The organism is Streptomyces sp. MBT65 (assembly GCF_016612545.1).
Classification (GTDB): domain Bacteria; phylum Actinomycetota; class Actinomycetes; order Streptomycetales; family Streptomycetaceae; genus Streptomyces.
Genome location: NZ_JAENRY010000022.1, coordinates 21,621 through 47,489 on the forward strand (window position 1 = coordinate 21,621; position 25,869 = coordinate 47,489).

19 protein-coding genes and 1 pseudogene are annotated in these 25,869 nt (G+C 69.8%); 14 read left to right on the forward strand and 6 right to left on the reverse strand.

All coding sequences use genetic code 11. The annotated features are described in order from the left end of the window. Window positions 1-25: 25 nt before the first annotated feature. From JHN63_RS07765 to JHN63_RS07775, 3 genes are all read right to left on the reverse strand, one after another. Window positions 26-400: a hypothetical protein gene (locus JHN63_RS07765; RefSeq protein ID WP_200678231.1), complete on the reverse strand. Its 375-nt coding sequence runs from the start codon at window positions 398-400 to the stop codon at window positions 26-28. Between the two features lie 111 nt (window positions 401-511). Further along, the gene (locus JHN63_RS07770) at window positions 512-2,554 is read right to left on the reverse strand and encodes a TIM-barrel domain-containing protein (RefSeq protein WP_200678232.1); all 2,043 of its coding nucleotides are present in this window, start codon (window positions 2,552-2,554) and stop codon (window positions 512-514) included. A gap of 62 nt (window positions 2,555-2,616) precedes the next feature. Continuing rightward, a complete protein-coding gene (locus JHN63_RS07775) occupies window positions 2,617-3,630 on the reverse strand; it encodes a LacI family DNA-binding transcriptional regulator (RefSeq protein WP_200678234.1) in 1,014 nt (337 codons plus the stop codon). 235 nt (window positions 3,631-3,865) lie between these two features. On the opposite strand from JHN63_RS07775, the gene JHN63_RS07780 reads away from it, so the two are divergent. Continuing rightward, window positions 3,866-4,675: an endo-1,4-beta-glucanase gene (locus JHN63_RS07780; protein ID WP_200678236.1), complete on the forward strand. Its 810-nt coding sequence runs from the start codon at window positions 3,866-3,868 to the stop codon at window positions 4,673-4,675. A 111-nt stretch (window positions 4,676-4,786) separates the two neighbouring features. Further along, window positions 4,787-6,718: an acyl-CoA dehydrogenase family protein gene (locus JHN63_RS07785; protein ID WP_200678239.1), complete on the forward strand. Its 1,932-nt coding sequence runs from the start codon at window positions 4,787-4,789 to the stop codon at window positions 6,716-6,718. A gap of 7 nt (window positions 6,719-6,725) precedes the next feature. Here JHN63_RS07785 and JHN63_RS07790 read toward each other — a convergent pair whose 3' ends face one another. After that, entirely contained in the window at window positions 6,726-7,175 is a 450-nt protein-coding gene (locus JHN63_RS07790) for a lamin tail domain-containing protein (protein ID WP_200678272.1), read from the reverse strand. A 188-nt stretch (window positions 7,176-7,363) separates the two neighbouring features. On the opposite strand from JHN63_RS07790, the gene dxr reads away from it, so the two are divergent. The 8 genes from dxr (at window position 7,364) to JHN63_RS07830 (ending at window position 22,259) form a co-directional block, all read left to right on the forward strand. After that, window positions 7,364-8,632 (forward strand): 1-deoxy-D-xylulose-5-phosphate reductoisomerase, encoded by a 1,269-nt coding sequence (gene dxr / locus JHN63_RS07795; RefSeq protein ID WP_200678241.1) that lies wholly within the window; start codon window positions 7,364-7,366, stop codon window positions 8,630-8,632. 8 nt (window positions 8,633-8,640) lie between these two features. Next, a complete protein-coding gene (locus JHN63_RS07800; RefSeq protein ID WP_200678273.1) occupies window positions 8,641-9,933 on the forward strand; it encodes an RIP metalloprotease in 1,293 nt (430 codons plus the stop codon). A gap of 568 nt (window positions 9,934-10,501) precedes the next feature. Beyond that, complete coding sequence (locus JHN63_RS07805; protein ID WP_234476274.1) at window positions 10,502-16,612, forward strand: DNRLRE domain-containing protein; 6,111 nt, start codon at window positions 10,502-10,504, stop codon at window positions 16,610-16,612. Between the two features lie 94 nt (window positions 16,613-16,706). Next, window positions 16,707-17,009: a hypothetical protein gene (locus tag JHN63_RS07810; RefSeq protein ID WP_200678243.1), complete on the forward strand. Its 303-nt coding sequence runs from the start codon at window positions 16,707-16,709 to the stop codon at window positions 17,007-17,009. A 212-nt stretch (window positions 17,010-17,221) separates the two neighbouring features. Beyond that, complete coding sequence (gene ispG / locus JHN63_RS07815; protein WP_200678245.1) at window positions 17,222-18,379, forward strand: flavodoxin-dependent (E)-4-hydroxy-3-methylbut-2-enyl-diphosphate synthase; 1,158 nt, start codon at window positions 17,222-17,224, stop codon at window positions 18,377-18,379. Window positions 18,380-18,710: 331 nt separating this feature from the next. Beyond that, a complete protein-coding gene (locus tag JHN63_RS07820) occupies window positions 18,711-19,559 on the forward strand; it encodes a GNAT family N-acetyltransferase (RefSeq protein ID WP_200678255.1) in 849 nt (282 codons plus the stop codon). 110 nt (window positions 19,560-19,669) lie between these two features. Continuing rightward, window positions 19,670-20,233 (forward strand): GNAT family N-acetyltransferase, encoded by a 564-nt coding sequence (locus JHN63_RS07825; RefSeq protein WP_200678257.1) that lies wholly within the window; start codon window positions 19,670-19,672, stop codon window positions 20,231-20,233. Between the two features lie 319 nt (window positions 20,234-20,552). Then, window positions 20,553-22,259: a proline--tRNA ligase gene (locus tag JHN63_RS07830; RefSeq protein WP_200678259.1), complete on the forward strand. Its 1,707-nt coding sequence runs from the start codon at window positions 20,553-20,555 to the stop codon at window positions 22,257-22,259. A gap of 64 nt (window positions 22,260-22,323) precedes the next feature. Here the strand turns inward: JHN63_RS07830 and JHN63_RS07835 are convergent, their stop codons facing one another. Further along, window positions 22,324-22,746, reverse strand: coding sequence for a hypothetical protein (locus tag JHN63_RS07835; protein ID WP_307781843.1), 423 nt, complete (start codon window positions 22,744-22,746; stop codon window positions 22,324-22,326). Window positions 22,747-22,761: 15 nt separating this feature from the next. On the opposite strand from JHN63_RS07835, the gene JHN63_RS07840 reads away from it, so the two are divergent. The 4 genes from JHN63_RS07840 to JHN63_RS07855 are packed head-to-tail and all read left to right on the forward strand — an operon-like array spanning window position 22,762 to window position 25,749. After that, the gene (locus tag JHN63_RS07840) at window positions 22,762-23,736 is read left to right on the forward strand and encodes an FAD:protein FMN transferase (protein ID WP_234476275.1); all 975 of its coding nucleotides are present in this window, start codon (window positions 22,762-22,764) and stop codon (window positions 23,734-23,736) included. Further along, entirely contained in the window at window positions 23,733-24,314 is a 582-nt protein-coding gene (locus JHN63_RS07845) for a ferric reductase-like transmembrane domain-containing protein (protein ID WP_200678268.1), read from the forward strand. Before JHN63_RS07840 ends, JHN63_RS07845 begins: the two co-directional genes overlap by 4 nt. Then, a complete protein-coding gene (locus JHN63_RS07850) occupies window positions 24,311-25,540 on the forward strand; it encodes an NADH-ubiquinone oxidoreductase-F iron-sulfur binding region domain-containing protein (RefSeq protein WP_200678270.1) in 1,230 nt (409 codons plus the stop codon). Before JHN63_RS07845 ends, JHN63_RS07850 begins: the two co-directional genes overlap by 4 nt. Before the next feature lie 2 nt (window positions 25,541-25,542). Beyond that, window positions 25,543-25,749, forward strand: coding sequence for a ferredoxin (locus JHN63_RS07855; protein WP_200678271.1), 207 nt, complete (start codon window positions 25,543-25,545; stop codon window positions 25,747-25,749). A 7-nt stretch (window positions 25,750-25,756) separates the two neighbouring features. On the opposite strand, the pseudogene JHN63_RS52480 reads toward JHN63_RS07855, so the two are convergent. Next, window positions 25,757-25,869, reverse strand: a pseudogene (locus JHN63_RS52480) (kinase); the annotation flags it as partial.

Here is a 25,869-nt window from a genome sequence, read left to right on the forward strand (position 1 = left end):
CCACCCCGGCACTGTGCTCAGCCGCTCAGCCGCCCGGTCCCCGCACTCCGCGAGGGCCGGGCGGCGCCGCGACCAGGCCGGCGACCCAGCAGCCGAGGGCGGTCAGCACGAGGCCGAACACGGCCGGGTTGACGTAGCCGGGAACCGTGCCGGAGACGAAGCTGCCGCCGTCCTTCGTCTTGCAGACGAACCGCAGCGGGACGAAGTCCACCGAGTAGTCGGTGACACTCAACACCCGTTGGTCGTACTGCCGGTTGGCCGTGCGGCAGGGCCGCGGGGGAGCGGAGTCGGTGCCGCCGTCCCCCGCCTCCAGCAGGGCGCCCATGACGTTGAGCAGGCCCCAGAGGTACAGGGCGAAAGCGACCAGGCCCGCCGCGCCGGCGAGCTTGCGTAAGACCATCGGAGGAGTCCAGCAGAACAAGATCGGTACGGCTGTGACGGAGCCCACAGTTCCGCACAACGGAAGCGTCACGGCTGGGGCGCCCACCCCCCGAACCGGGCGCCCCCGTCCCTACTCCGCCACCGGCAACGTCGCCCCGTCCCGCAGGAACAGCGGAATCCGGTCCAGCGGGGCGTCGACCGTGACCGCCGTACCGCCCTCGTACGTCGTGCCCGTCCACGCGTCCGTCCACCACACGCCCGCCGGGAGATAGGCCGTACGGACCGTGGCGCCCGCCGCCAGTACCGGCGCTACCAGCAGGTCGGGGCCGAAGAGATACGCGTCGTCCACCGACCAGGCCGCCGGGTCCTCGGGGAACTCCAGGAACAGCGGCCGCATCACCGGCAGCCCCTCCTCGTGCGCGGCGCGCATCACGTCGAGGATGTACGGCTTGAGGCGCTCGCGCAGCCGCAGGTACTTCTCCAGGATCGGCAGGGCCCGATCGCCGTACGACCAGACCTCGTTGGGGCCGCCGGTCATGTCGGGGCCCAGCGGCATGCCCGGATCGCGGAAGCCGTGCAAACGCATCAACGGTGAAAGCGCGCCGAATTGAAACCAGCGGACCATGACCTCCTGGTACGCCGGGTCGTCCGGGTCGCCGCCGTGGAAGCCGCCGATGTCCGTGTTCCACCAAGGGATGCCGGACAGCGCGGTGTTGAGACCCGCCGCTATCTGGCGGCGCAGGGTCGGGAAGTCGGTGCCGATGTCGCCCGACCAGAGCGCGGCGCCGTGGCGCTGACTGCCCGCCCACGCCGAGCGGTTGAGGGTGATGACCTCAGACTCCCCTTCGGCCAGCAGCCCTTCGTGGAAGGTACGGGAGTTCTCGGCCGGGTAGAGGTTGCCGACCTCCAGGCCCGGGCCCGCCCAGTAGCGCAGGTTCTCCGGGAAGCCCGGCTTCAGCTCCGGCTCGCAGGCGTCCAGCCAGAAGGCCGTGATGCCGTACGGCACAAGGTAGTTGTCGCGGATCTTCGACCACAGGAACGCGCGGGCCTCGGGGTTCGTGGCGTCGTAGAAGGCGACCTGGACGGTCGAGGCGACCCCCTTGTCCGGCCAGTCGGCGTGGGCCATCGGGCCGTACTGGGTGCCGATGAGGTAGCCGCGCTGTTCCAGCACCGAGTGGTTCTCGCTGAGCGGGGACACCGACGGCCAGACGCTCACCACCAACTTCACGCCCATGTCGGCGAGTTCGGCGACCATCGCCGCCGGGTCGGGCCACTCGGCCGGGTCGAACTTCCAGTCGCCCAGATGCGTCCAGTGGAAGAAGTCGCAGACGATCGCCGACAGGGGCAGACCCCGGCGCTTGTACTCCCGTGCCACGGCGAGGAGTTCGGCCTGGGTGCGGTAGCGCAGCTTGCACTGCCAGAAGCCCGCCGCCCACGCCGGCAGCATCGGCGTACGGCCCGTCACCGCGCTGTAGCGGCGCTGGCCGTCGGCCGGGTCGCCCGCGGTGATCCAGTAGTCGAGCTGCCGGGCCGAATCGGCCACCCAGCGCGTGCCGTTGCCGGCCAGCTCCACGCGGCCGATCGCCGGGTTGTTCCACAGCAGGGTGTAGCCGCGGCTGGAGACGAGCACCGGGATGCCGACCTCGGCATTGCGCTGAACCAGGTCGAGGACCAGCCCCTTCTGGTCCAACTTCCCGTGCTGGTGCTGCCCGAGGCCGTACAGCTTCTCGTCCTCGTACGCGGCGAAGCGCTGCTCCAGGCGGTGGTGGCCGTTGCCGACCGCCGTGTAGAGGCGCGAGCCGGGCCACCAGAAGTGGGCGCGGGCTTCGGCGAGGAGCTCGGCGGAGTCCTCCGTGCGCAGGAAGCGGATCAGACCCTCGGCGTCGACGTGGACGGTCAACGCGCCCACGGTCAGGGTCCCTTGACCGTCCTCGATCTTGACCGTCGCCTCGGTGGGCGGTGCCTCGTCCAGGAGTGCGCCGGGCAGCCCGTCGAGCAGCGGACCGCCGAGCCGGGCCCTGACCCGGACCGCGTCGGGCCCCCACGGCTCGATCCGCAAAGTCTCCTGTCGCCCGCTCCACTCCAGGGCGCCGTCCCGCTCGCGGAACGTTCCGACGGTGGGGGAGGACTGCGCGAGACTGACCTCGGACTGGATTACGGCAGGCTGATTCACGAGGAGCGCTCCTGGAGGACATCAGAAGGGGGTAACCGCACAAACACGGGGAGCGTGGCTGGTCAAGAAGCCGACGGCGCCGGTCCCGTACTCGCCCGCACCGTCAACTCCGGTGCGATCAGCACGACTTCGTCACTGCCGCGGCCGTCCAGCTTGGCCACCAGGTGCTCCACGGCGTAACGGCCCATCTCCTGCGCGGGGATGGCGACGGACGTCAGCCGCACCGAGGCCTGGGTGGCGACCTGGTCGGGGCAGACGGCGACCACCGACACGTCCTCCGGCACGGCCCGGCCCTGCTGGCGCAGCAGCGCGAGCAGCGGCTCGACCGCCGACTCGTTCTGCACGACGAAGCCCGTGGTGCCGGGGCGCTCGTCGAAGATCCGGGCCAGGGTCGTCGTCATCGCGTCGTACCCGCCCTCGCACGGACGGTGCAGCACCCGCAGGCCCAACTCCCGTGCGCGGGACCGGAGTCCGTCGAGGGTGCGCTCGGCGAAACCGGTGTGCCGTTCGTAGACCGCGGGTGCCTCGCCGATGACAGCGATGTCGTGGTGACCGAGCTTGGCGAGGTGCTCGACGCACAGCGCGCCGGTCGCCCCGAAGTCCAGGTCGACGCAGGTCAGTCCGGTGGTGTCGGCGGGGAGGCCGATGAGGACGGAGGGCTGGTCGGTGCCGCGCAGCAACGGCAGCCGCTCGTCGGCGAGTTCGACGTCCATCAGGATCATCGCGTCGGCGAGCCCGCTGCCGGTGACCCGGCGCACCGCGTCCGGACCCTCCTCGCCGGTGAGCAGCAGCACGTCGTAGCCGTGCAGCCGGGCGGTGGTCGCCACGGCGATGGCGATCTCCATCATCACCGGGACGTACATGTCCGTGCGCAGCGGCACCATCAGCGCGATGATGTTCGACCGGCTGCTGGCCAGGGCGCGGGCGCCCGCGTTCGGGTGGTAGCCCAGCTCGCGGATGCTCTGCTCGACCCGCTGCCGGGTGGCTCCGGAGATGGACCGCTTGCCGCTGAGGACATAGCTCACCGTGCTCGCCGAGACTCCGGCGTGCTGGGCGACCTCGGCGAGGGTGACCATCCAGCTCTCCAAGCTTTGTGAAGCGCTTCGACAGTGCGCATTGCTGACAAGGGCGAGTGAGGGTGGTTCGACATTAGCTTCAGGCGGTGTGGGTGTCCATAGGTTGTCGAAGCGCTTCGACACTTTCTCGATGCGGTCGGTCCGGTGAGCTTCTTCGCGAGGGCGGAGGCAACCTCCGGGCGGGTCGGCGGCCACTGGGAGGTCGTAGACGAACCGTCCCCCGGAAGGACCCCCGATGCAACACCGCAGACCCCGTCTCTCGAAGAAGGCGAAGGTGCTGGCCGCGGGCGCGGTCGCGCTCGCGGCCCTCGCCGGTGTCACCGTCGCCCAGGCGGGTGAGTCGAGCAAGAAGTGCGGGGCCTTCGACACCGTCACGCTCGGCAAGTACTACGTGAACAACAACCTCTGGGGCCAGGACAAGGCCACCGGCAGCCAGTGCGTCTGGGACAACTCCCAGTCGGGGTCCACCATTTCGTGGGGTACGTCCTTCAGCTGGGCCAACAGCGGCAAGGGCACGGACGCGGACGTGAAGTCGTACGCCAGCACCGTCCTCGGCTGGCACTGGGGCTGGAAGGTCGACAAGGCGACCACCGGACTGCCGATCCGCGTCGGCGACCGCAAGCCGGTGAAGACGAGCTGGGACTTCTCGCTCAGCTCCAACCCCGGCACGCTCGACGTCGCGTACGACCTGTGGCTGCACTCCAAGAACACCGCCGACTGGGCCGACCAGCCCACCGACGAGATCATGATCTGGCTCGACCGGCAGGGCGGCGCGGGCCCGCTCGGCACCAAGTACGGCAGCGTCAGCCTCGACGGCGCCATGTGGGACATCTACCGGGGCAACATCGGCTGGAACGTGTACTCCTTCGTCCGCCGCACCAACACCACCAAGGCGAGCCTGAACATCGACGACTTCACCCAGGCGTTGGTCCGCCGCAAGCTGCTGAGCAACGACAAGTACCTCTCCGGTATCGAGTCCGGCACCGAGGTCTTCAAGGGCTCGGGGCGCCTTGACACCAAGGCGTACTCCGTCGACATCGGCTGAACGGACGCGCGAAGGGTGGCCGCTTCGCGGCGGATCGGGTACATACGAACGGGTAGCACCCATCGGTAACCACACGGCACCGACGGCCCGATTCGCGGCGAGGTGAGCCTCATGTCCGCTCCATCCAGCAAACCCACCGTCACCGAGCGAGAGGCCCGGCAGGTGGCGGAGGCGGCCCGGGAACAGGACTGGCGCAAGCCCAGCTTCGCCAAGGAACTGTTCCTCGGCCGGCTCCGCCTCGATCTGATCCACCCCCATCCCCTCCCGGCCGAGGAGGACGCCCGGCGCGGCGAGGAGTTCCTCGCGAAGCTGCGCGTCTTCTGCGAGACGGAGATCGACGCCGCCCGCATCGAACGCGAGGCCCGCATCCCCGACGAGGTCATCGCCGGCCTCAAGGAGCTCGGCGCCCTCGGCATGAAGATCGACACCAAGTACGGCGGCCTCGGCCTCACCCAGGTGTACTACAACAAGGCGCTGGCCCTGGCGGGCTCGGCCTGCCCGGCGGTCGGTGTGCTGCTCTCGGCGCATCAGTCGATCGGCGTACCGCAGCCGCTGAAACTGTTCGGCACCGACGAGCAGAAGGCGGAGTTCCTGCCCCGCTGCGCCCGCACCGACATCAGCGCCTTCCTGCTCACCGAACCGGACGTCGGCTCCGACCCGGCACGCCTGGCGACCAGCGCGGTGCGGGACGGGGACGCGTACGTCCTCGACGGCGTGAAGCTGTGGACCACCAACGGCGTGGTCGCCGATCTGCTGGTCGTGATGGCCCGGGTACCGAAGACCGAGGACAGCAGGGGCGGCATCACGGCGTTCGTCGTGGAGGCCGACTCGCCCGGCATCACCGTCGAGAACCGCAACGCCTTCATGGGCCTGCGCGGCATCGAGAACGGCGTCACCCGCTTCCACCAGGTCCGGGTCCCGGCCGCCAACCGCATCGGCCCCGAGGGCGCGGGCCTCAAGATCGCCCTCACCACCCTCAACACGGGCCGCCTCTCCCTCCCCGCGTCCTGCGTGGCCGCAGGCAAGTGGTGTCTGAAGATCGCCCGTGAGTGGTCGGCGGCCCGTGAGCAGTGGGGCAGGCCGATCGCCGAGCACGAGGCCGTGGGCAAGAAGATCTCGTTCATCGCGGCGACGACCTTCGCCCTGGAGGCCGTACTCGACCTGTCCAGCCAGATGGCCGACGAGGACCGCAACGACATCCGTATCGAGGGCGCGTTGGCCAAGCTCTTCGCCTCCGAGACGGGCTGGCTGATGGCCGACGAGCTGGTCCAGATCCGCGGCGGCCGCGGCTTCGAGACGGCGGAATCGCTCGCGGCGCGCGGCGAGCGGGCGGTCCCCGCCGAACAGGTTCTGCGCGATCTCCGGATCAACCGCATCTTCGAGGGCTCGACGGAGATCATGCATCTCCTCATCGCCCGCGAGGCCGTCGACGCCCACCTCAAGGTCGCCGGTGACCTCATCGACCCGGACAAGTCCCTCTCCGACAAGGCGAAGGCGGGCGCCAACGCGGGTGTCTTCTACGCCAAGTGGCTCCCGAAGCTGGTCGCGGGCAGCGGCCAACTCCCGGGCACCTACGGCGAGTTCCGCCACGGCATCGACCTCTCCAAGCACCTTCGCTACGTCGAGCGCAACGCCCGCAAGCTCGCCCGCTCGACCTTCTACGCGATGTCCCGCTGGCAGGGCCGGATGGAGACCAAGCAGGGTTTCCTGGGCCGGATCGTCGACATCGGCGCGGAGCTCTTCGCGATGAGCGCGGTCTGCGTGCGGGCCGAACTCCTGCGCACCCAGGGCGATCACGGCCGCGAGGCCTACCAACTCGCCGACGCCTTCTGCCAACAGTCCCGCATCCGCGTCGAGGAACTCTTCGGCCGGCTGTGGACCAACACCGACGACCTCGACCGCAAGGTGGTCAAGGGCGTCATGGGCGGCGCGTACACCTGGCTGGAGGAGGGCATCGTCGACCCGTCGGGCGAGGGCCCGTGGATCGCCGATGCCTCCCCCGGTCCGAGCAAGCTGGACAACGTGCACCGAACCGTCGACTAGCCCCGGATCAGCAGTACTTGTCGCTCGGATCCCGTGTCGTCCACGAACAGGTGTCGACCTTGCTGCCGGTCGCTCTGGTCAGCGTCGCCGTGTCGCTGGTGTTGTTCCAGACGTACGCGGCACGGCCCTGGTACGTGTTCGACGCGGTGTCCGAGCCCTTGCCGGTGTGCACCTTGATGTACTTGCCGGCGCCGATCTTGATGTTCTTGAAGACGTACCGGTGGTTCGAGACGTCCTTGAGGACCCACCCCTTGAGCGAGATCGCCGACCGGCTGGTGTTCTTGATCTGCACCCACTCGCCGTTCAGGCTCGTGTTGGAGCGGTTGTCCGAGCCCGGGCTGTCGAACCAGACGTGGTAGATCGTGACCCCGCCGGCGGCCTCGGCCGGAGTGCTCAGCAGTGTGCCGGTGAGTATCGCGGCGCCCGCGAGCGCGGGCAGGGCAGCGCGTATCCGCATGGAGAATCCCCCCAGGATGTCGTCCACTCGTCGGTCGTCCACCGACGTAGGACAGAAGTGTTATCACAAGACCTTCACGCCTCATTCACAAAGGGGGATTTCCCTTCAATCACCGACGAGAGCCGATATGCCACCCGCCCGAGGGAACCGCTGTCCACGCGGGCACCCGTTGCGGCAACAATGGAGGGATGAGCGACAGCCCAGCACCCCTCGCCGACCCACATCTCGTCTACGACCCCGTCGTGGGCGACGGTCCCAAGGCCCTGGTGATCCTCGGGTCCACCGGGTCCATCGGCACCCAGGCCATCGACCTGGTACTGCGCAACCCGGACCGTTTCCGGGTCACCGCGCTCTCCGCGAACGGCGGCCGGGTCGGGCTCCTCGCCGAGCAGGCGTACCAGCTGAGGGTGCGGACGGTCGCGGTCGCCCGCGAGGACGTCGTACCGGCACTGCGCGAAGCGCTCGCGGCGCAGTACGGCACCGGAGAGCCGCTCCCCGAGATCCTGGCCGGTCCCGACGCGGCCACCCAGGTCGCCGCCTCCGACTGCCACACCGTGCTGAACGGCATCACCGGATCCATCGGCCTCGCGCCCACCCTCGCCGCCCTGGAGGCGGGTCGCGTCCTCGCGCTCGCCAACAAGGAGTCGCTCATCGTCGGCGGCCCGCTGGTGAAGGCGCTCGCCAAGCCCGGCCAGATCATCCCGGTGGACTCCGAGCACGCGGCGCTCTTCCAGGCCCTCGCGGCCGGTACCCGCGCCGATGTCCGCAAGCTGGTCGTCACCGCGTCCGGCGGCCCCTTCCGCGGCCGTAGCAAAGCGGACCTGGCGCGAGTGACCGTCGAAGAGGCCCTCGCGCACCCCACCTGGGCCATGGGCCCGGTGATCACGATCAACTCCGCGACCCTGGTGAACAAGGGTCTGGAAGTGATCGAGGCGCATCTGCTGTACGACATTCCCTTCGATCGCATTGAGGTGGTCGTGCACCCGCAGTCGTATGTCCACTCGATGGTGGAATTCACGGACGGTTCGACACTCGCCCAGGCGACGCCCCCCGACATGCGCGGGCCGATCGCCATCGGGCTCGGCTGGCCCGAGCGGGTGCCCGACGCGGCGCCCGCGTTCGACTGGAGCAAGGCGTCGACGTGGGAGTTCTTCCCGCTCGACACCGACGCGTTTCCGTCGGTCGGCCTCGCCCGGCATGTGGGACAGCTCGCGGGCACGGCTCCGGCGGTGTTCAATGCGGCGAACGAGGAGTGCGTGGAGGCGTTCCGCGCGGGCGCGCTGCCGTTCAACGGAATCATGGAGACGGTGACACAGGTGGTCGAGGAACACGGGACACCGGCCACGGGAACTTCCCTGACCGTGCCGGACGTCCTCGAGGCGGAGACCTGGGCACGCGCCCGGGCCCGTGAACTGACAGCGCAGACGACCACGGCGAACGCGGAGGCGCGTGCATGACAGCCCTGATGATGATCCTCGGCATAGTCGTCTTCGCGGTCGGCCTGCTGGTCTCGATCGCCTGGCACGAGCTGGGGCATCTGTCCACGGCCAAGCTCTTCGGCATCCGGGTGCCCCAGTACATGGTCGGCTTCGGCCCGACCATCTGGTCCCGGAAGAAGGGCGACACCGAGTACGGGTTCAAGGCCATCCCGTTCGGCGGCTACATCCGCATGATCGGTATGTTCCCGCCCGGCGACGACGGGCGGATCACCGCGCGCTCCACCTCGCCCTGGCGCAGCATGATCGAGGACGCCCGCTCGGCGGCCTTCGAAGAGCTGGAGCCCGGCGACGAGACCCGCCTCTTCTACACCCGCAAGCCCTGGAAGCGGGTCATCGTGATGTTCGCGGGCCCCTTCATGAACCTCATCCTCGCGGTGGCGCTCTTCCTCACCGTCCTGATGGGCTTCGGCATCTCGCAGCAGACCAACACGGTCAGCTCGGTCTCCCAGTGCGTGATCGCACAGAGCCAGAACCGCGACACGTGCAGGGCGAGCGACCCCGCCTCCCCGGCCGCCGCGGCGGGCCTCAAGGCGGGTGACAAGATCCTCAGCTTCAACGGCGTCAAGACGACCGACTGGAACAAACTCTCCGACCTGATCCGCGCGGCCCCCGGCAAGACGGTCCCGATCGTCGTCGAGCGCAAGGGCCAGGACGTCACCCTGCACGCGAAGATCGCGTCCAACCAGGTCGCCAAGAAGGACTCCGGCGGCCAGATCGTCCAGGGCCAGTACGTCACCGCCGGCTTCCTCGGCTTCAGCGCGGCCACCGGCATCGTCCGCCAGGACTTCGGCGACTCGCTGACCTGGATGGGAGACCGCATGGGCGAGGCCGTCGACTCCATCGCGGCCCTCCCCGGCAAGATCCCGGCCCTGTGGAACGCGGCCTTCGACGGCGCCCCCCGCCAGGCCGACTCCCCGATGGGTGTGGTCGGCGCGGCCCGCGTGGGCGGCGAGATCTTCACGCTCGACATCCCGCCCACCCAGCAGTTGGCCATGGCCCTGATGCTGGTGGCGGGCTTCAACCTCTCCCTCTTCCTGTTCAACATGCTCCCGCTGCTCCCGCTCGACGGCGGGCATGTCGCGGGCGCGCTGTGGGAGGCGCTGCGGCGGAACCTGGCGAAGGTGCTCAAGCGCCCGGACCCGGGCCCGTTCGACGTGGCGAAGCTGATGCCGGTCGCGTATGTGGTGGCGGGGATCTTCGTCTGCTTCACGATCCTGGTCCTGATCGCGGATGTCGTGAACCCGGTCAAGATCACATAGGCAGTGGATGTGGGTGTTCATCCGCTGTCGCGGTGACCTCGGGGCGCGCTGCCCGCTCGCGTGAAGTACGCGAGTGGGCAGCGCGTCTTTGTCCTGCCGGTGACGACGTGCCTTTGTCCCGCTGGTGGCGATTGGTGGCCTTGGGTAAGCGCTTCACCCTGCTGGTGACGGTCTTTGCGCTTTGGTCGGCTCTTCCGTCATCTATTGGGAAAGTTTCGGGTGCCCTCGTCGCCCAGGCCGCGTCTCGTCGTACCCGGCCGCGCCGAAACGGAAGTGCTCCATGAGGGGCAATTCACTGCACTTGGTGCGGTGGTCGAGAAGGGGAATCACCCAATCCTTGGCCTCGACTTGGGATTGGCTTGGGATCTCGTTCTGCCTCCATGGTCGCGATGTAAGCCCTCTGTGAAGATCGGTTCGTTTTTCCGCGCCTCCAGTCGCGGGGGTGCCAAAACGACGGAGGGGGATTCCGATCGTGCGTCACAGAACCCTGCCCCAGGGCAGATCGAGACCGAGCCGGCGAGACCGGGCCAGGCGGCTGCGGCAGATAGCCGTCGGCATCGTGATGGTGATGGCTCTAGAGACGGCACTGGTGGCCGAGGACAGCGGGCTGGCGTTCGCCGCCCCCGCGACGAGCACCGTTTCCGCGTCCACAAAGGCCGATTCCACGAGCGCGGAGGGTCCGGCGGAGGCGCAGGACGAGGCGTCGGCGGTGTTGATGGCCCGTCTTCAGGGCCGGAAGATCGAGGTGTTGTCGGCGCGGGCCGCCGACTCGACGACGTACGCGCTGCCCAGTGGGGAGCTGGAGACAGCCGCGTACGCCGGACCGATCCGGACCAAGGCCGACGGCACGTGGAAGAACATCGACACCGCGCTGTCCGACACCGGCGCCGACCTCACCCCGGCCGCCGCGGCGGCCGACATCGCCGTGTCGGACGGCGGGGACAAGCAGTTGGCGTCGGTGGCCAAGGGCAAGGAGTCCTTCGGTCTGGGCTGGCAGGACAAGCTGCCCACGCCCAAGGTGGCCAAGAACACGGCCACTTACGACCTGGGCAGCGGCCAGAGCCTGTCCGTCAGCGCGCTCGCGCAGGGCTTCTCCGAGAACATCCGGCTCACCCGGCAGCCGACGGGCGACGCGGTCTCCTACCGCATCCCGCTGAACCTGGACGGGCTGAAGCTCTCGCAGGCCGCCTCCGGGCACCTGCTGCTGAAGGACTCGGCCGGCAAGCTGGTCGCCGAGGCGCCCGCCCCGATGATGTGGGACGCCAGCAAGGACAAGGCGTCCGGCGAGTCGGCGCACCAGAAGCAGGTGGCGACGAAGGTCGAGACCGCCGCGGACGGTACGCAGACGCTCGTCCTCACCCCGGACAGCACGTTCCTGGCGACCGCGACGTATCCGGTGACGGTCGATCCGACCACCACGCTCGCGGTGACCACCGACACGTGGGTGCAGAACCCCGACTACCCCGACTCGCAGATCTCCTCGGAGGAGTTGAAGTCGGGTACGTACGACGGCGGTACGGACACCGCCCGCTCGTACGTCAAGTTCGATGTGTCGAAGTTCGCGGGCAAGCACATCACCTCGTCGGTGATGTCGCTGTACAACTACTACTCGGCGACCTGCGACACCACCGGCTCGCCCACGCTGGCCAAGCGGATCACCTCGACGTGGACGTCCTCGGCGATCACGTGGGGTGTGCAGCCCTCGACGACGACCACGGGTCAGTCGAGCAACACCGGTCACTGGGGCGGCTCGACCTGTGCGGCGAACTGGTCGAACTGGAGCCTCCAGACCGTCACCCAGGCATGGGCGGACGGTTCCGCCAACTACGGCCTCCAGATCCGCGGGGACAGCGAGACCGACTCGACGACCTGGCGGCGGTTCCGTTCGGCGAACTACTCGACCGCCGGGTACGCGCCGAAGCTGGTCGTGACCTACAACTCGTACGCGACGACGAGCGCGTCGGCGATCTCGCCGAGCGCGGTCAACGCCTACAACGGCAAGCGGTACGCGACCTCGCTGACGCCGACGCTGTCGGCGAAGGTGACGGACGCGGACGGTTCCACGGTCAAGGGCCAGTTCGAGGTCACGGCGGACCCCGCGTACGCGGACACCACGTACACGTACACCGCCACCTCCGCCTCCGTGGCCTCCGGCGGGACCGCGAAGCTGGCGATCCCGTCGGCTTCGGCGTTCCCGGCGGGCACGCATCTGCGGTTCCGGGTGCGCGGCTACGACGGCACGGACTACGGGGCCTGGTCGGGCTACACCACGTTCGTGATGAACACGGCCCTGCCGGCCGCACCCACCATCTCCTGTGACCCGTACACGGCCAACGCCTGGACGGCCACCGCTTCCGGCGGTGCGACCTGCACGCTGGACACCACGTCCACGGACGGCATGGGCTTCTACTGGGGCCTGGACGACTCGACGGTTCCCCAGCGGGTCTACGACACCACCGACGGCAACGGCGGCGACGCCCTCACCATCACGATCAACCCGGGTGAGGACTGGCACAAGCTGTACGCCAAGACCGTCGACTCCGGCGGCAACCTCTCCACGGCCACGACGACGTACGCGTTCGGTGTCGGTGGCGGCGCGGGTCTGCTCACCCCGGGCGCCGGCAACAGCGCCGCCCGCCGGGTCAGCCTGACCTCGACCGGCAAGACCACCTATACCGGGGTCACTTACCAGTACCGGCGCGGCGAGACCGACTCCTGGACCAGCGTCCCGGTCGCGGACGTCACCAAGTCCTCGGACGGCTCGGCGGTCTCGGCCTGGCCGGTCACCGTGACCGGCGGCTCGCCCGCGGCCCTGACCTGGAATGTCACCGACTCGCTGTCGCAGGACGGCGCGATCGACATCCGGGCGGCCTTCACGGACGGTACGACGACGGCGTACTCGCAGCCGCACACGATCACCCTGGACCGCAACGCGGGCACCGCTCCGAGTGCGAGTGTCGGCCCGGGTTCGGTGAACACCCTCACCGGTGACTACACCCTGTCCGCGACGGACGCGTCGGGCTTCGACCTGTCGGTGTCCCGTACCGCTTCGTCGCGCCGTCCGACGGCGGGCACGGATGCCGAGGGCCAGGTGGCGATCTTCGGTCCGCAGTGGACCTCGGGCACGACCGCGGAGATCACCGACTCCGACTGGGTGGACGTCCGTCAGACCTCGGCCACCTCGGTGGCCTTGGTGGATGTGGACGGCGACGAGACCGGTTTCACCGCCACCTCCGCCGGTGGCTGGAAGCCCGAGCCCGGCTCCGAGGACCTGACCCTGACCGGGTCACTGACCGGTTCCTTCACGCTGAAGGACGACACCGGCACGACCACCACCTTCGCGAAGGTGGACTCGACGGCGACGACCTGGCAGGTGTCCAGCACCCATCTGCCGACCGACAACTCGACCACCAAGGTGGTCTCGGAGAAGCCCTCCACCACCAGCACCCTGGCCCGTCCGAAGTACGTCATCGCCCCCACGTCCGCCGTGTCGGCCTCGACCTGCCAGACCACGCCGTCCACGAAGGGGTGCCGACTGCTGGAGTTCGTCTACGCGACCTCCACCACCGCCACCTCCAGCGCGCTCGGCGACTACACCGGGCAGGTCCAGCAGATCAAGGAGTGGGCGACCGATCCGGGCGCCTCGGCTGCGACCGCGACCGTGGTCTCGCAGTACGCGTACGACACCACCGGCCATCTGCGCGAGCAGTGGGACCCGCGGATCAGCCCCGCGCTGAAGACCGCCTACACCTACGACAGTGCCGGGCACATCACCACCCTCACCCCGCCCGGCGAGCTGCCCTGGACCTTCACCTACGGCACGGCCGGAAACGCGGCCACCGCCGGTGCGGGCATGCTCCTGTCGGCCTCCCGCCCGAACCTGACGGCGGGTACCAAGAGCACCACCGACGGCACCACGGCAACCACCAGCGTCGTCTACGACGTGCCGCTCACCGGCAGCACGGCCCCCAACGCCATGGGCACCTCGGACGTGGCCACCTGGGCCCAGGACGACGTCCCCACGGACGCCACGGCGGTCTTCCCGGCCGACTCGGTCCCGACCTCGCACACGGGCAGCAGCCTGGCCGCCACCGACTACAAGCGCGCGACCATCACCTACACCGACAACTCCGGTCGGGAGGTCAACACCGCCACACCCGGCAACCACATCACCACCACCGAGTACGACCAGTTCGGCAACACGGTGCGCCGACTGACCGCCTCCAACCGCGAGTTGGCCCTGGCCGCCAGCGGTGACGGGCTGGCCGAGCAGGTGGCGCTCAGCATCGACCAGATGTCGTCCGCCGACCGTGCCGACCTCCTGTCGACCCGCTCGGTGTACTCCTCCGACGGACTGCGCGAGACCGACGAGTACGGGCCCCTGCACCAGGTCACCCTCACCTCGGCCCTCAAGGCCGGTACCGGCGGCACCGACCTGGCCGCCGGCACGGAGGTCCCGGCCCGCGAGCACACCGTCAACGCCTACGACGAGGGCAGGCCGACGGACGGCACGGCCACCGTCGCCAACCAGGTCACCACCACCACGGTGGGCGCCTACGTGGACGGCTACCCCGCCGACGCGGACACCCGCACCACGACCACCCAGTACGACTGGGTCAAGGGTCTGCCCACCACCGTGACCACCGATCCCTCCGGTCTCGCGCTGGCCAAGACCACGTCGTACGACTCCCAGGGCCGCGTCATCAAGACCACCCTGCCCAAGTCGTCCGGCTCGGACGCCGGTGCCACGGTCACCACGTACTACGCGGCCACCGGCACCGGCGCGTGCAACGGCAAGCCGGAGTGGACCGACCTGGTCTGCTCCACCGGCCCGGCCGCCGCCATCACCGGAGGCGGCACCAACCCCACCCAACTCCCCACCAAGACAACCGAGTACGACCGGTGGGGCAACACCGCCAAGACCACCGAGACCGCGAACTCCGTCACCCGCACCACCACCAACACCTACGACGCGGCAGGCCGGCTGAAGACGACCTCGGTCAGCGGCGGAGTGGGCACCGCGGTACCGGACACGACCACGACCTACGACGCCGACAGCGGCGACGTGGCCACGGTCACCTCCAACGGGCAGACCGTCACCCACACCACCGACCAGCTCGGACGGGAGATCTCCTACAACGACGGCGCGGGCAACACCGCCGCCACCCAGTACGACGCCCTCGGCCGGCCGGTGAAGACCACCGACTCCGCGCCGTCGACGACCACGTACACCTACGACACCACCAAGGACCCGCGTGGTGTGGAGACCTCCCGCACCGACTCGGTCGCCGGCTCCTTCGCCGCGACCTACGACGCGGACGGCGACCTCGCCACCGAGTCCCTGCCCGGCGGCTACACCCTGACCGTCGGCCAGGACGAGACCGGCGCCACGACCTCCAAGGTGTACACCCAGGACAGCGACAGCACCGTCGTCGCCTCCGACAGCACCGACGAGAGCGTCCAGGGCCAGGTCGTCGACGACACCGACACCGCCGGCCAGACCCGCAGCCGCGCCTACACCTACGACACGGCCGGACGCCTCACCCGCGCCGACGACACCGACCCGGACGGCGCCTGCACCCGCCGCGACTACACCTTCGACGGCAACACCAACCGCACGGCACTGGCCACTTCGACCAGCGATGTGGGCGTGGCCTGCACGTCCACGGGAGCCACGACCACCTCGTCCTCCTACGACAGCGCGGACCGGCTGACCACCACCGGCACGGTCTACGACGCCTTCGGCCGCACCACCACCCAGGCCTCCGGCGCCACCATCGGCTACTACGCCAACGACCTCGTCCACCAGCAGACCTCCGGCACCAACCGGCAGACCTGGAACCTGGACGCGGCCGGCCGCCTGGCCACCTGGACCACCGAGTCCGACAGCAGCGGCACCTGGACCCAGACCGGATCCAAGACCAACCACTACGGCTCCGATACCGACAGCCCCGACTGGATCCAGGAGACCAGCGGCGTTCTCACTCGCAATGTCCAGGGCAGCGACGGCGGCCTCGACGCGGTCACCAGCGCCACCGGTGGCACCGTCCTCCAACTGACCGACATCCACGGCGACGTGACGGTCCAACTGCCGCTAGACACCTCACAGGCCGTCACCGCACTCGCCTACGACGAGCACGGCAACGCCGAGGGCGACGCCACCGCGGCCCGCTACGGCTGGCTCGGCGGCAAACAGCGCTCCACCGAAACGGTCACCGGCGCCATCCTCATGGGAGTACGCCTCTACGACCCCACCACCGGACGCTTCCTGTCCACCGACCCCGTTCCCGGTGGCAACGCCAACGCCTACGACTACTGCTCCGGTGATCCCATCGGTGGCTACGATCTGGACGGCAAGTGGGGCTGGCACTGGCACCACCATTGGGGCCGGCACCTGCGTTTCGCAGCGCACATCGGAATCATGGTCGGAGCAGGTGCCCTCATGCTGGGCATGTGTGCCGGTACCGGCGGACTCGGATGCATGCTGGCAGGAGCGGCCATCTGGGGATCCGCGGGGATCATGGACTATGGGGTCTCTCATCATGGCTGGCACCATGCGAGCAGGCGTGGCGCCTCGGCCGCTTACTGGAAGGGATACGTAGGCGGGTTCTTCAGCGGACTCATAGGCCGAAACTTCTTCCGTGGCTATGGACGGCACCGCGGAAGATGGCGCTTGTAGCAGGTTCCTGACATGGTCGCCCGGCCCGCGACAGCGGGCCGGGCGACCATGTCCGACGAAAGTCCATGAGCATGCCGAGCGAGAGGGATGATCCATGAACGACGAGTCACGCTCCGCTGACGGGGGACCCGCCTCACAGCCATCGGAGTTCAACGCCATCGCCTGGGCGTGGAGCCCGAGATTCCTTGTCGTGGCCCTGGTCGTTCTCGTGATCTGGGTGACGCTCGTGACGTGGCTGGTACCCGAAGGCATACGCCTGATCTTCTATCCCGTGGGCGTGGTCATCGTCTACGGAATCGCGCACTGGTTCAATCGCGCGGGCCGCGGCGGTCAAGTGGAGTTCGCCCAGGGCGACAGCCCGGGACCGTCCCAAGGCGAATCGGGTGGCACCTCGTAGTCGGCGGTCCGTGGGTGAGCCGGACGCCGTGCCCAACCGGGAATCCTGCCCTCCCGTCGCCCCAGCACGCCTCGCCCGTAGACCACGGACACTATTGAGTGTGCCGTAGGGACGCTGTGCGCTCCCGTTCACGTCGGTGACGTAATCTCGAACCCTGGAGCCCGTTGTTCCGGGACCGGGGCCTTGATCCACGACTTGGGGTTGCACAGCAGATGACTGCGATTTCTCTCGGCATTCCGTCCGTTCCGACCCGGCTCGCCGAGCGTCGCAAGAGCCGGCAGATCCAGGTCGGATCCGTGGCGGTCGGCGGCGACGCGCCGGTGTCGGTGCAGTCCATGACGACGACCCGTACGTCGGACATCGGCGCGACGCTCCAGCAGATCGCGGAACTCACCGCGTCCGGCTGCCAGATCGTCCGGGTGGCCTGCCCGACGCAGGACGACGCGGACGCGTTGGCGACCATCGCGCGCAAGTCGCAGATCCCGGTCATCGCGGACATCCATTTCCAGCCGAAGTACGTGTTCGCCGCGATCGAGGCGGGCTGCGCGGCGGTCCGTGTGAACCCGGGCAACATCAAGCAGTTCGACGACAAGGTCAAGGAGATCGCGCGGGCCGCGAAGGACCACGGCACCCCGATCCGGATCGGTGTGAACGCGGGCTCGCTGGACAGCCGCCTGCTGAAGAAGTACGGCAAGGCGACCCCCGAGGCGCTGGCCGAGTCCGCCCTCTGGGAGGCGTCCCTCTTCGAGGAGCACGGCTTCCAGGACATCAAGATCTCGGTCAAGCACAACGACCCGGTCGTGATGGTCGAGGCGTACCGCCAGCTCGCGGCGCAGTGCGACTACCCGCTGCACCTGGGCGTCACCGAGGCGGGCCCGGCCTTCCAGGGCACGATCAAGTCCGCGGTCGCCTTCGGCGCCCTCCTCTCGCAGGGCATCGGCGACACGATCCGCGTCTCCCTGTCCGCCCCTCCGGTGGAGGAGGTCAAGGTCGGCAACCAGATCCTGGAGTCCCTGAACCTCAAGCCCCGCCGCCTGGAGATCGTCTCCTGCCCCTCCTGCGGCCGCGCCCAGGTCGACGTCTACAAGCTGGCCGAGGAGGTCACGGCGGGCCTGGAGGGCATGGAGGTCCCGCTGCGCGTGGCCGTCATGGGCTGCGTGGTGAACGGCCCCGGCGAGGCCCGAGAGGCCGACCTCGGTGTCGCCTCCGGCAACGGCAAGGGCCAGATCTTCGTCAAGGGCGAGGTCATCAAGACCGTCCCCGAGTCGAAGATCGTGGAGACCCTCATCGAGGAGGCGATGAAGATCGCCGAACAGATGGAGGCGGACGGGGTTGCTTCGGGGGAGCCGACGGTGGCGGTTGCGGGTTGATGGGGCCGGGGTCCGGGGCGGGCCAAAGGTCTGACGCAGGCTGAAGGGGCCGAAGCGAGCTCACAGGCCTTGCCCCCCGTCCGTCGAGGTCTTGGACTCCACTCGCGAAGCGCTGGGGGCTCACTGGTCAGCGCAGGCCCGCACCTTCAGCCCGTCCGGCGTTTGAGGACGAGGCCGTCCAGGCCGACGGCGGGGGTCTGGGGGCGGCAGCCCCCAGAGACGCCCACCGAGACCCCACCCCCACGGAAAAGCCAGCGGCACAGGGCGGCACCGCTCAGCTTCCGCAGGTACAGTGCGGAGATCAGCAGACCCTCAGGGTGAGGCCCCGCACGTGTTGACCCAGACCACCTCTCGGGTGCTCGAACCGAGCGACCTGGACGCCGCGCTCGCCGTGCTCGACCGCGAGCCGGTCACGAACGCCTTCGTGACCTCGCGCGTGCAGGTCGCGGGCCTCGACCCCTGGCGGCTCGGCGGCGAGATGTGGGGCTGGTACGAGGACGGCATGCTGACGTCCCTCTGCTACGCCGGCGCCAACCTCGTCCCGATCTGCGCGACCCCCAGAGCGGTCCGCGCCTTCGCCGACCGCGCCCGCAGGGCAGGCCGCCGCTGCTCCTCGATCGTCGGCCCCGCCGACGCCACCGCCCAGCTCTGGCGCCTCCTCGAACCGAGCTGGGGCCCCGCCCGAGAGGTCCGCGCCCGCCAGCCGCTCATGGTCGCCGACCGCATGCCCACCGACATCGCCCCCGACCCGTACGTCCGCCGGATCCGCAAGGACGAGATGGACACGATCATGCCGGCGTGCGTGGCGATGTTCACCGAGGAGGTCGGGGTCTCCCCGCTGGCCGGCGACGGCGGCCTCCTCTACCAGGCCCGAGTGGCCGAACTCGTAAGCTCCGGCCGCTCGTTCGCCCGCCTCGACGAGTACGGCAAGGTCGTCTTCAAGGCGGAGATCGGCGCGGCAACACCCAGGGCCTGCCAGATCCAGGGCGTCTGGGTGGCCCCCGAGTACCGGGGCATGGGCGTGGCGGCCCCCGCGATGGCATCGGTACTCCGCTACGCCCTGGAGGACGTGGCCCCCATGGTCAGCCTCTACGTGAACGACTTCAACACCCCAGCAAGGCGGGCGTACTTGAGGGTGGGCTTCCAAGAGGTCGGCGCCTTCATGAGCGTCCTGTTCTGAAGCCCTTCAGGGGCGCGAGGCGGTGACACTTGGGCTCCGCCGCGTGGCGCGAGCAACCACGACGCACCCACCCCCGATCCACAACCGAAACTCCCCTGTACTCTCCCCACATGCGATTTCCCGGTCACGGCCACCGCCACCCCGAAGACGTCGTGATCGCCCCCCTGGACCTCTCGGCCCACGTGGACGAAGCCCTCGCCGTACAGGCCCTCGCCTTCGGCCTGGGCGCGGACGAGGTGGCCGTACGCAGGCAGATCGTCCTACGCCACATGACCTACCCCGGCGCCCGCGCCCTCGGCGCCACGACCGAGGGCCGACTCGTCGGGTTCGTCTACGGCATGCCCAACAACCGCACCCACTGGTGGTCCACCGTCGTAGAGCCGTACCTCCGGGCCCGCGACCACGACGAATGGCTGGACCACTCCTTCGTGATCACCGAGCTGCACGTCCACCCGCAGTACCAGAACCGCGGCGCGGGCCGCTCCCTGATCACCACCATCACGGACGCCGCCGCCGAACCCCGCTCGATCCTCTCCGCGATCGACACCGACAGCCCGGCCCGGGGCCTCTACCGCTCCCTCGGCTACGAGGACCTCGCCCGCCAGGTCCTGTTCCCGAGCGCCCCGAAGCCGTACGCGGTCATGGGCGCCCCACTCCCACTCCGCCGCCGTTAGGGCATGTCCGGCGGATCATGCCGCAGACGCGGGGCGTGGCACGCACATCTGCGGCGTTGTCGTCAGTCGCCGACTCCCCCAGTCTCGGCTTCGCTCGACCGGGGGGACCCCCACCGCGTCGCCCACGGCGAAGCCGCTGATGTCACCGCCTCCTCCGCCTTGCGGCTGCACGCGCCACGCCCCGCTCACCGGCGCCGATCAGGCACCGCCGTTTTCCTGCGACCTGCGCCGCCGGACAGGCCCTAACCGATTTCCACCGGCACAGCACGCCCGGCTAACCTCCTAGCCATCACCCTTTCCCGGCAGGAGTACAGGAACCATGGCGAACGTACCGGTCCAGCGCATGTCCCAGTTGATGGCGAAGACGCTGCGCGACGACCCGGCGGACGCCGAGGTCCTCAGTCACAAGCTGCTCGTGCGGGCCGGCTACGTCCGCCGTACCGCGGCCGGTATCTGGTCCTGGCTGCCGCTGGGCAAGAAGGTGCTCTCCAACGTCGAGCGGATCGTGCGTGAGGAGATGGACGCGATCGGTGCCCAGGAGGTGCTGCTCCCCGCGATCCTGCCCCGCGAGCCGTACGAGGCGACCGGCCGCTGGGAGGAGTACGGCCCCGAGCTGTTCCGGCTCCAGGACCGCAAGGGCGGCGACTATCTCCTCGGCCCCACCCACGAGGAGATCTTCACGCTGATCGTGAAGGACCAGGCGTCCTCCTACAAGGACCTGCCGGTCATCCTCTACCAGATCCAGCACAAGTACCGCGACGAGGCCCGCCCCCGCGCCGGCATCCTCCGCGGCCGCGAGTTCCTGATGAAGGACTCGTACTCCTTCGACACGGAGGACGAGGGCCTCGCCCACTCCTACGCCCTGCACCGCCAGGCGTATCAGAAGGTCTTCGCGCGCCTGGGCCTCGACTACCGCATCTGCGCCGCGACCGCGGGCGCGATGGGCGGCTCCAAGTCGGAGGAGTTCCTCGCCCCGGCCGAGGCCGGCGAGGACACCTTCGCGGACTGCCCGAACTGCGACTTCGCCGCCAACACCGAAGCGATCACGTACGAGTTGACGTCCGTGGACGCCACCGACGTGCCCGTGCTCGAAGAGATCCCCACCCCCGACACCCCCACCATCGAGACCCTCGCCGCCCACCTCGGCGTCGAGGCCTCCGCCACCCTGAAGAACCTCCTCGTGAAGGTCGACGGCGAGATCGTGGCCGTAGGAGTCCCCGGTGACCGCGAGGTCGACCTCGGCAAGGTCGAGGCCCATTTCGCCCCCGCGGCGGTCGAGTTGGTGACGGCGGAGGACTTCACCGGCCGTCCCGACCTGGTGCGCGGGTACGTCGGCCCGCAGGGCCTGGGCGACAAGGTCACGTACATCGCCGACCCGCGCGTGGCCCCCGGCACCTCCTGGATCACCGGCGCCAACAAGCCGGGCACGCACGCCAAGTACGTCGTCGCGGGCCGTGACTTCGAGGTCGACACCTACGTCGACGTCGTGGTCGTGCAGGAGGGCGACCCCTGCCCCAAGTGCGGCACCGGCCTCAAGCTGGACCGCGCCATCGAGATCGGCCACATCTTCCAGCTCGGCCGCAAGTACGCCGACGCCCTCAAGCTCGACGTCCTCGGCCAGCACGGCAAGCCGGTCCGCGTCACCATGGGCTCCTACGGCATCGGCGTCTCCCGCGCGGTCGCCGCCCTCGCCGAGCAGACCGCCGACGACAAGGGCCTGTGCTGGCCCGCCGAGGTCGCCCCGGCCGACGTGCACGTGGTCGCCGCCGGCAAGGCCCTTCAGACCGAACTCGCCCTGGACGTCTCGGAGAAGCTGCGCGCGGCCGGCCTGCGTGTCCTGGTCGACGACCGCGCCGGGGTCTCCCCGGGCGTGAAGTTTACCGACTCCGAGCTGATCGGCGTACCGAAGATCCTGGTCGCGGGCCGCCGCTCCGCCGAGGGCGTCCTGGAACTGAAGGACCGCAGGACCGGCGAGCGCGAGGAACTGACGGTCGACGAGGCGATCGCCCGCCTCACCGCACACTGAGTTATTGAAGCCTCAAGCAATTTAAGATTCCTCTCAGAGAGTTCTTGTGGGGCGTATGGGCGCCTCACAGACTTCTCTCAGGCTGGTCCCCGACCGTAGTACGTGACAGAGCGTCACTGCGGAGGGGAACGGTCATGACAGTCAAGGAGCGTGGGGCCGCTACGGCGGTCCGCAGAGGCAAGCGGCGCATCGCGGCCGCCACGGCAGCGGTCACGCTGGCGGCGGCGGCCGGGGTGTTCGCCCTGGTCGGCACGATGCAGTCGGACGCGGAAGCGGACACGGCGACGGGCAGCACGACAACGACCACTTCGTCGTCGCCCTCGCCGTCCGCCTCGTCCTCAAGCTCTTCCACCTCGTCTTCGAGCTCTTCTACGTCGGACAGCTCGACCTCTTCATCCTCCTCATCTTCTTCGTCCTCGTCCTCGTCGGACCTCCAGTCGTCCTCGTCCGGTGTGACGTCCTCCTCCGGCAGCTCCACCGACTCCACGTCGGGAGCGTCGTGATGAGTGCGATGAAGATGAACACGACGCCCCTGCGTACGACTGCCGCCGCCGACTGGCGCGCCCTCGGCACCGGCGTCCGTCTGGTCGTCACCGACCCGGCCCTGCTGGACTCCTGCAACCTGCTCCTCGCCCGGCACCTCGCCGAGGTCGACGCGGCCTGCAGCCGGTTCCGCGCAGACTCCGAACTCGCCGCCCTGGACGCCTCGTTCGGCCGCCCGGTCACCGTCAGTCCGCTGCTCGCCGAAGCCCTGGCCGTCGCCCTGCGCGCCGCCGAGGCGACCGACGGAGCGGTGGACCCGACCGTCGGCTCGGCGATGAACGCCATCGGCTACGACCGCGACTTCACCCTCGTCCGCGAGGACGACCGCCCGGTCCGGCTCACCGTGAAGCGCGCCCCGGGCTGGCGCATGATCGACCTCGACCGTACGACGGGCACGGTCACCGTCCCGGCCGGCGTCCGCCTCGACCTCGGCGCCACGGCGAAGGCCTGGGCCGCCGACAAGGCAGCCGCGATGCTCGCGGAGGTGGCCGGCTGCGGAGTCCTGGTGAGCCTCGGCGGCGACACGGCGGTCGCGGGGGAGCCCCCGGCCGGCGGCTGGAACATCCGCGTCCAAGACGTCACCGGTTCCGTCGACGAGACGCCCGCGCACGGCACGTACGCCACGATCGGCCTGCGCTCCGGCGGCCTCGCCACCTCGGGCACCTCCGCCCGCAACTGGCGCCGCAGCGGCCACGAACTCCACCACATCGTCGACCCGCGCACCGGCCTGCCCGTCCGCAGCCCCTGGCGCACGGTCTCGGTGGCGGCCGCCACCTGCGCCGACGCCAACGCGGCGAGCACGGCGTCCCTGGTCAAGGGCGCGGGCGCCGAGCGCTGGCTGACCCGCCTCGGCCTGCCGGCCCGCCTGGTCGCCCAGGACGGCACGGTCGTCACGACCCCGGGCTGGCCCACCTCCCTGGCGGCCGCCGCATGAGCTCCGAAACCCTCTGGTACGCCAACCGCGCCACCGGTGCCGTCTGCCTGGTCCTGTTCACGGTCGTGGTCCTGCTCGGCATCGCGGTCCGCCTGCGCACCCGGCTTCCCGGCCTGCCCCGCTTCGGCACGGTGAACCTCCACCGCACCCTCTCCCTCTCCGCGGCCGCGTTCCTGGCGCTGCACATCGCGGTGGCGGTGATCGACGGCTACGTGAACATCACCGTCCTCGACGCGGTCGTCCCCTTCGCCTCCGCCTACCAGCCGTTCTGGCTCGGCCTCGGCACGGTCGCCCTCGACCTGCTGCTCGCGGTCCTGGTCACCAGCCTCCTGCGGGAACGCCTCGGCCACCGCACCTGGCGGGCCGTCCACTGGCTGGCCTATGCCTCCTGGCCGATCGCCCTGATCCACGGCATCGGCATCGGCACGGACACCGGCACCGACTGGATGACCTGGCTGACCGTGTCCTGCGTGGCCGCCGTGGTCGCCGCCTTCGGCATCCGCCTGGCCCACTCCTCCCGTGCCTCCCGCCGCACCCCCGCAGCCCTGCTCCGCACCGCCGAAGGAGCCCGCTCATGACCACCACGACCACCACCTTCACCGACGTCTACATGTCCCCCCGCCTCCTCGCCCCCGGCGGCACCGCGGCCGACCTCGCCACCCACGAACTCCGCTACGGTTCCCTGTCGTACGGCGATCCCGACGGCCTGCTGAGAACCGTCGCCGAATCCGGCCTCACCGGCCGCGGAGGCGCCGCGTTCCCGACGTACCGCAAGCTCGTCGCGGTGGCCGACGCGAGCCGCCGTACGGGCCGCGCACCCGTGGTCGTGGCGAACGGCGCGGAGGGCGAACCGGCCAGCCGCAAGGACAAGACCCTCCTGCGCCTGTCACCCCATCTGGTCCTGGACGGGCTGCAGTTGGCGGCCAGAGCGGTCGGCGCGGGGGAGGCCCACCTGGCGGTGGAGGACGGCGCGTCCTACCTGGAGTCGGCCCTGGCGCAACGCGGCAACGACCCCCTCCCGGTACGGGTCGTCCGGCTGCCCAAACGCTTCCTGTCCGGCCAGGCGTCGGCCCTCGCGCAGTACGTCTCCGGAAACGCCCCGCTGCCCCGCCACCAGCGCCCGCCGGTCCGTGAACGCGGGGTGCACAAGGCCCCGACGCTCGTCCAGAACGTCGAGACGCTGGCCCACCTGGCCCTGGTCGCCCGCTACGGCGCCGACTGGTTCCGCAGCGCGGGCACGCCCACCCAGCCCGGCAGCACGCTGTGCACCCTGCACGTGCCGAACCGCGAAGTCCGGGTCGTGGAAGCCCCGTTCGGCCTCCCCCTGAACCGACTCCTGCCCCTGCGGGGAACATCGGCGGTACTGGTCGGCGGCTACCACGGCACCTGGATCCCGACCGCCGAGGCAGCCCAACGCACCCTGGACGCGGGCGACTTGGGAGCAGGCGTCCTGGCCGCACTCCCCACCGACCGCTGCGGAGTCGCCGAAACCGCCCGAGTCCTCCGCTACTTGGCCCTGCAATCGGCCGGCCAGTGCGGTCCCTGCCTCAACGGCCTCCCGCGCATCGCCTCCGCCTTCCAGACCCTGGCCACCCCCGGCCCCCAGGCCGACACCCGCGAGAACGTGGCCCGTTGGTCCGGCCTGGTCGAAGGCCGAGGCGCCTGCCACCACCCCGACGGCACGGTCCGCCTGGTCCGCAGCGCGCTGATCACCTTCGCGGCCGAACTCGACGCCCACGCAAGGGGTTTGTGCACGGCGACCGACCGCACCCCCTTGCTCCCCATCCCGAACGAGGCCCACTGACCATGGAGCAGCAGCAGATCGACATCGACTGGACGGCGTGCCAGGCACACGGCCTGTGCGCGGAACTCCTCCCGGACCACATCACGCTGGACGAGTGGGGCTACCCGCTGGTCGACGGCACCCCGATCCCGCCGCGCGCGGTGAAACGGGCCCGCAGAGCAGCGTCGGACTGCCCGGTCCTGGCCCTGAAACTGACGTCGACTGTCTAGCGGGGACCTACAGCCACCCGGCGAATTCCAGCAACAACTCGGCATCCCGGGGCCGCCCCACCCGAAGCGCCCGAACCCCCGACTCCACCGCCCGGAACAACGTCCACCCCCGCAACCGCT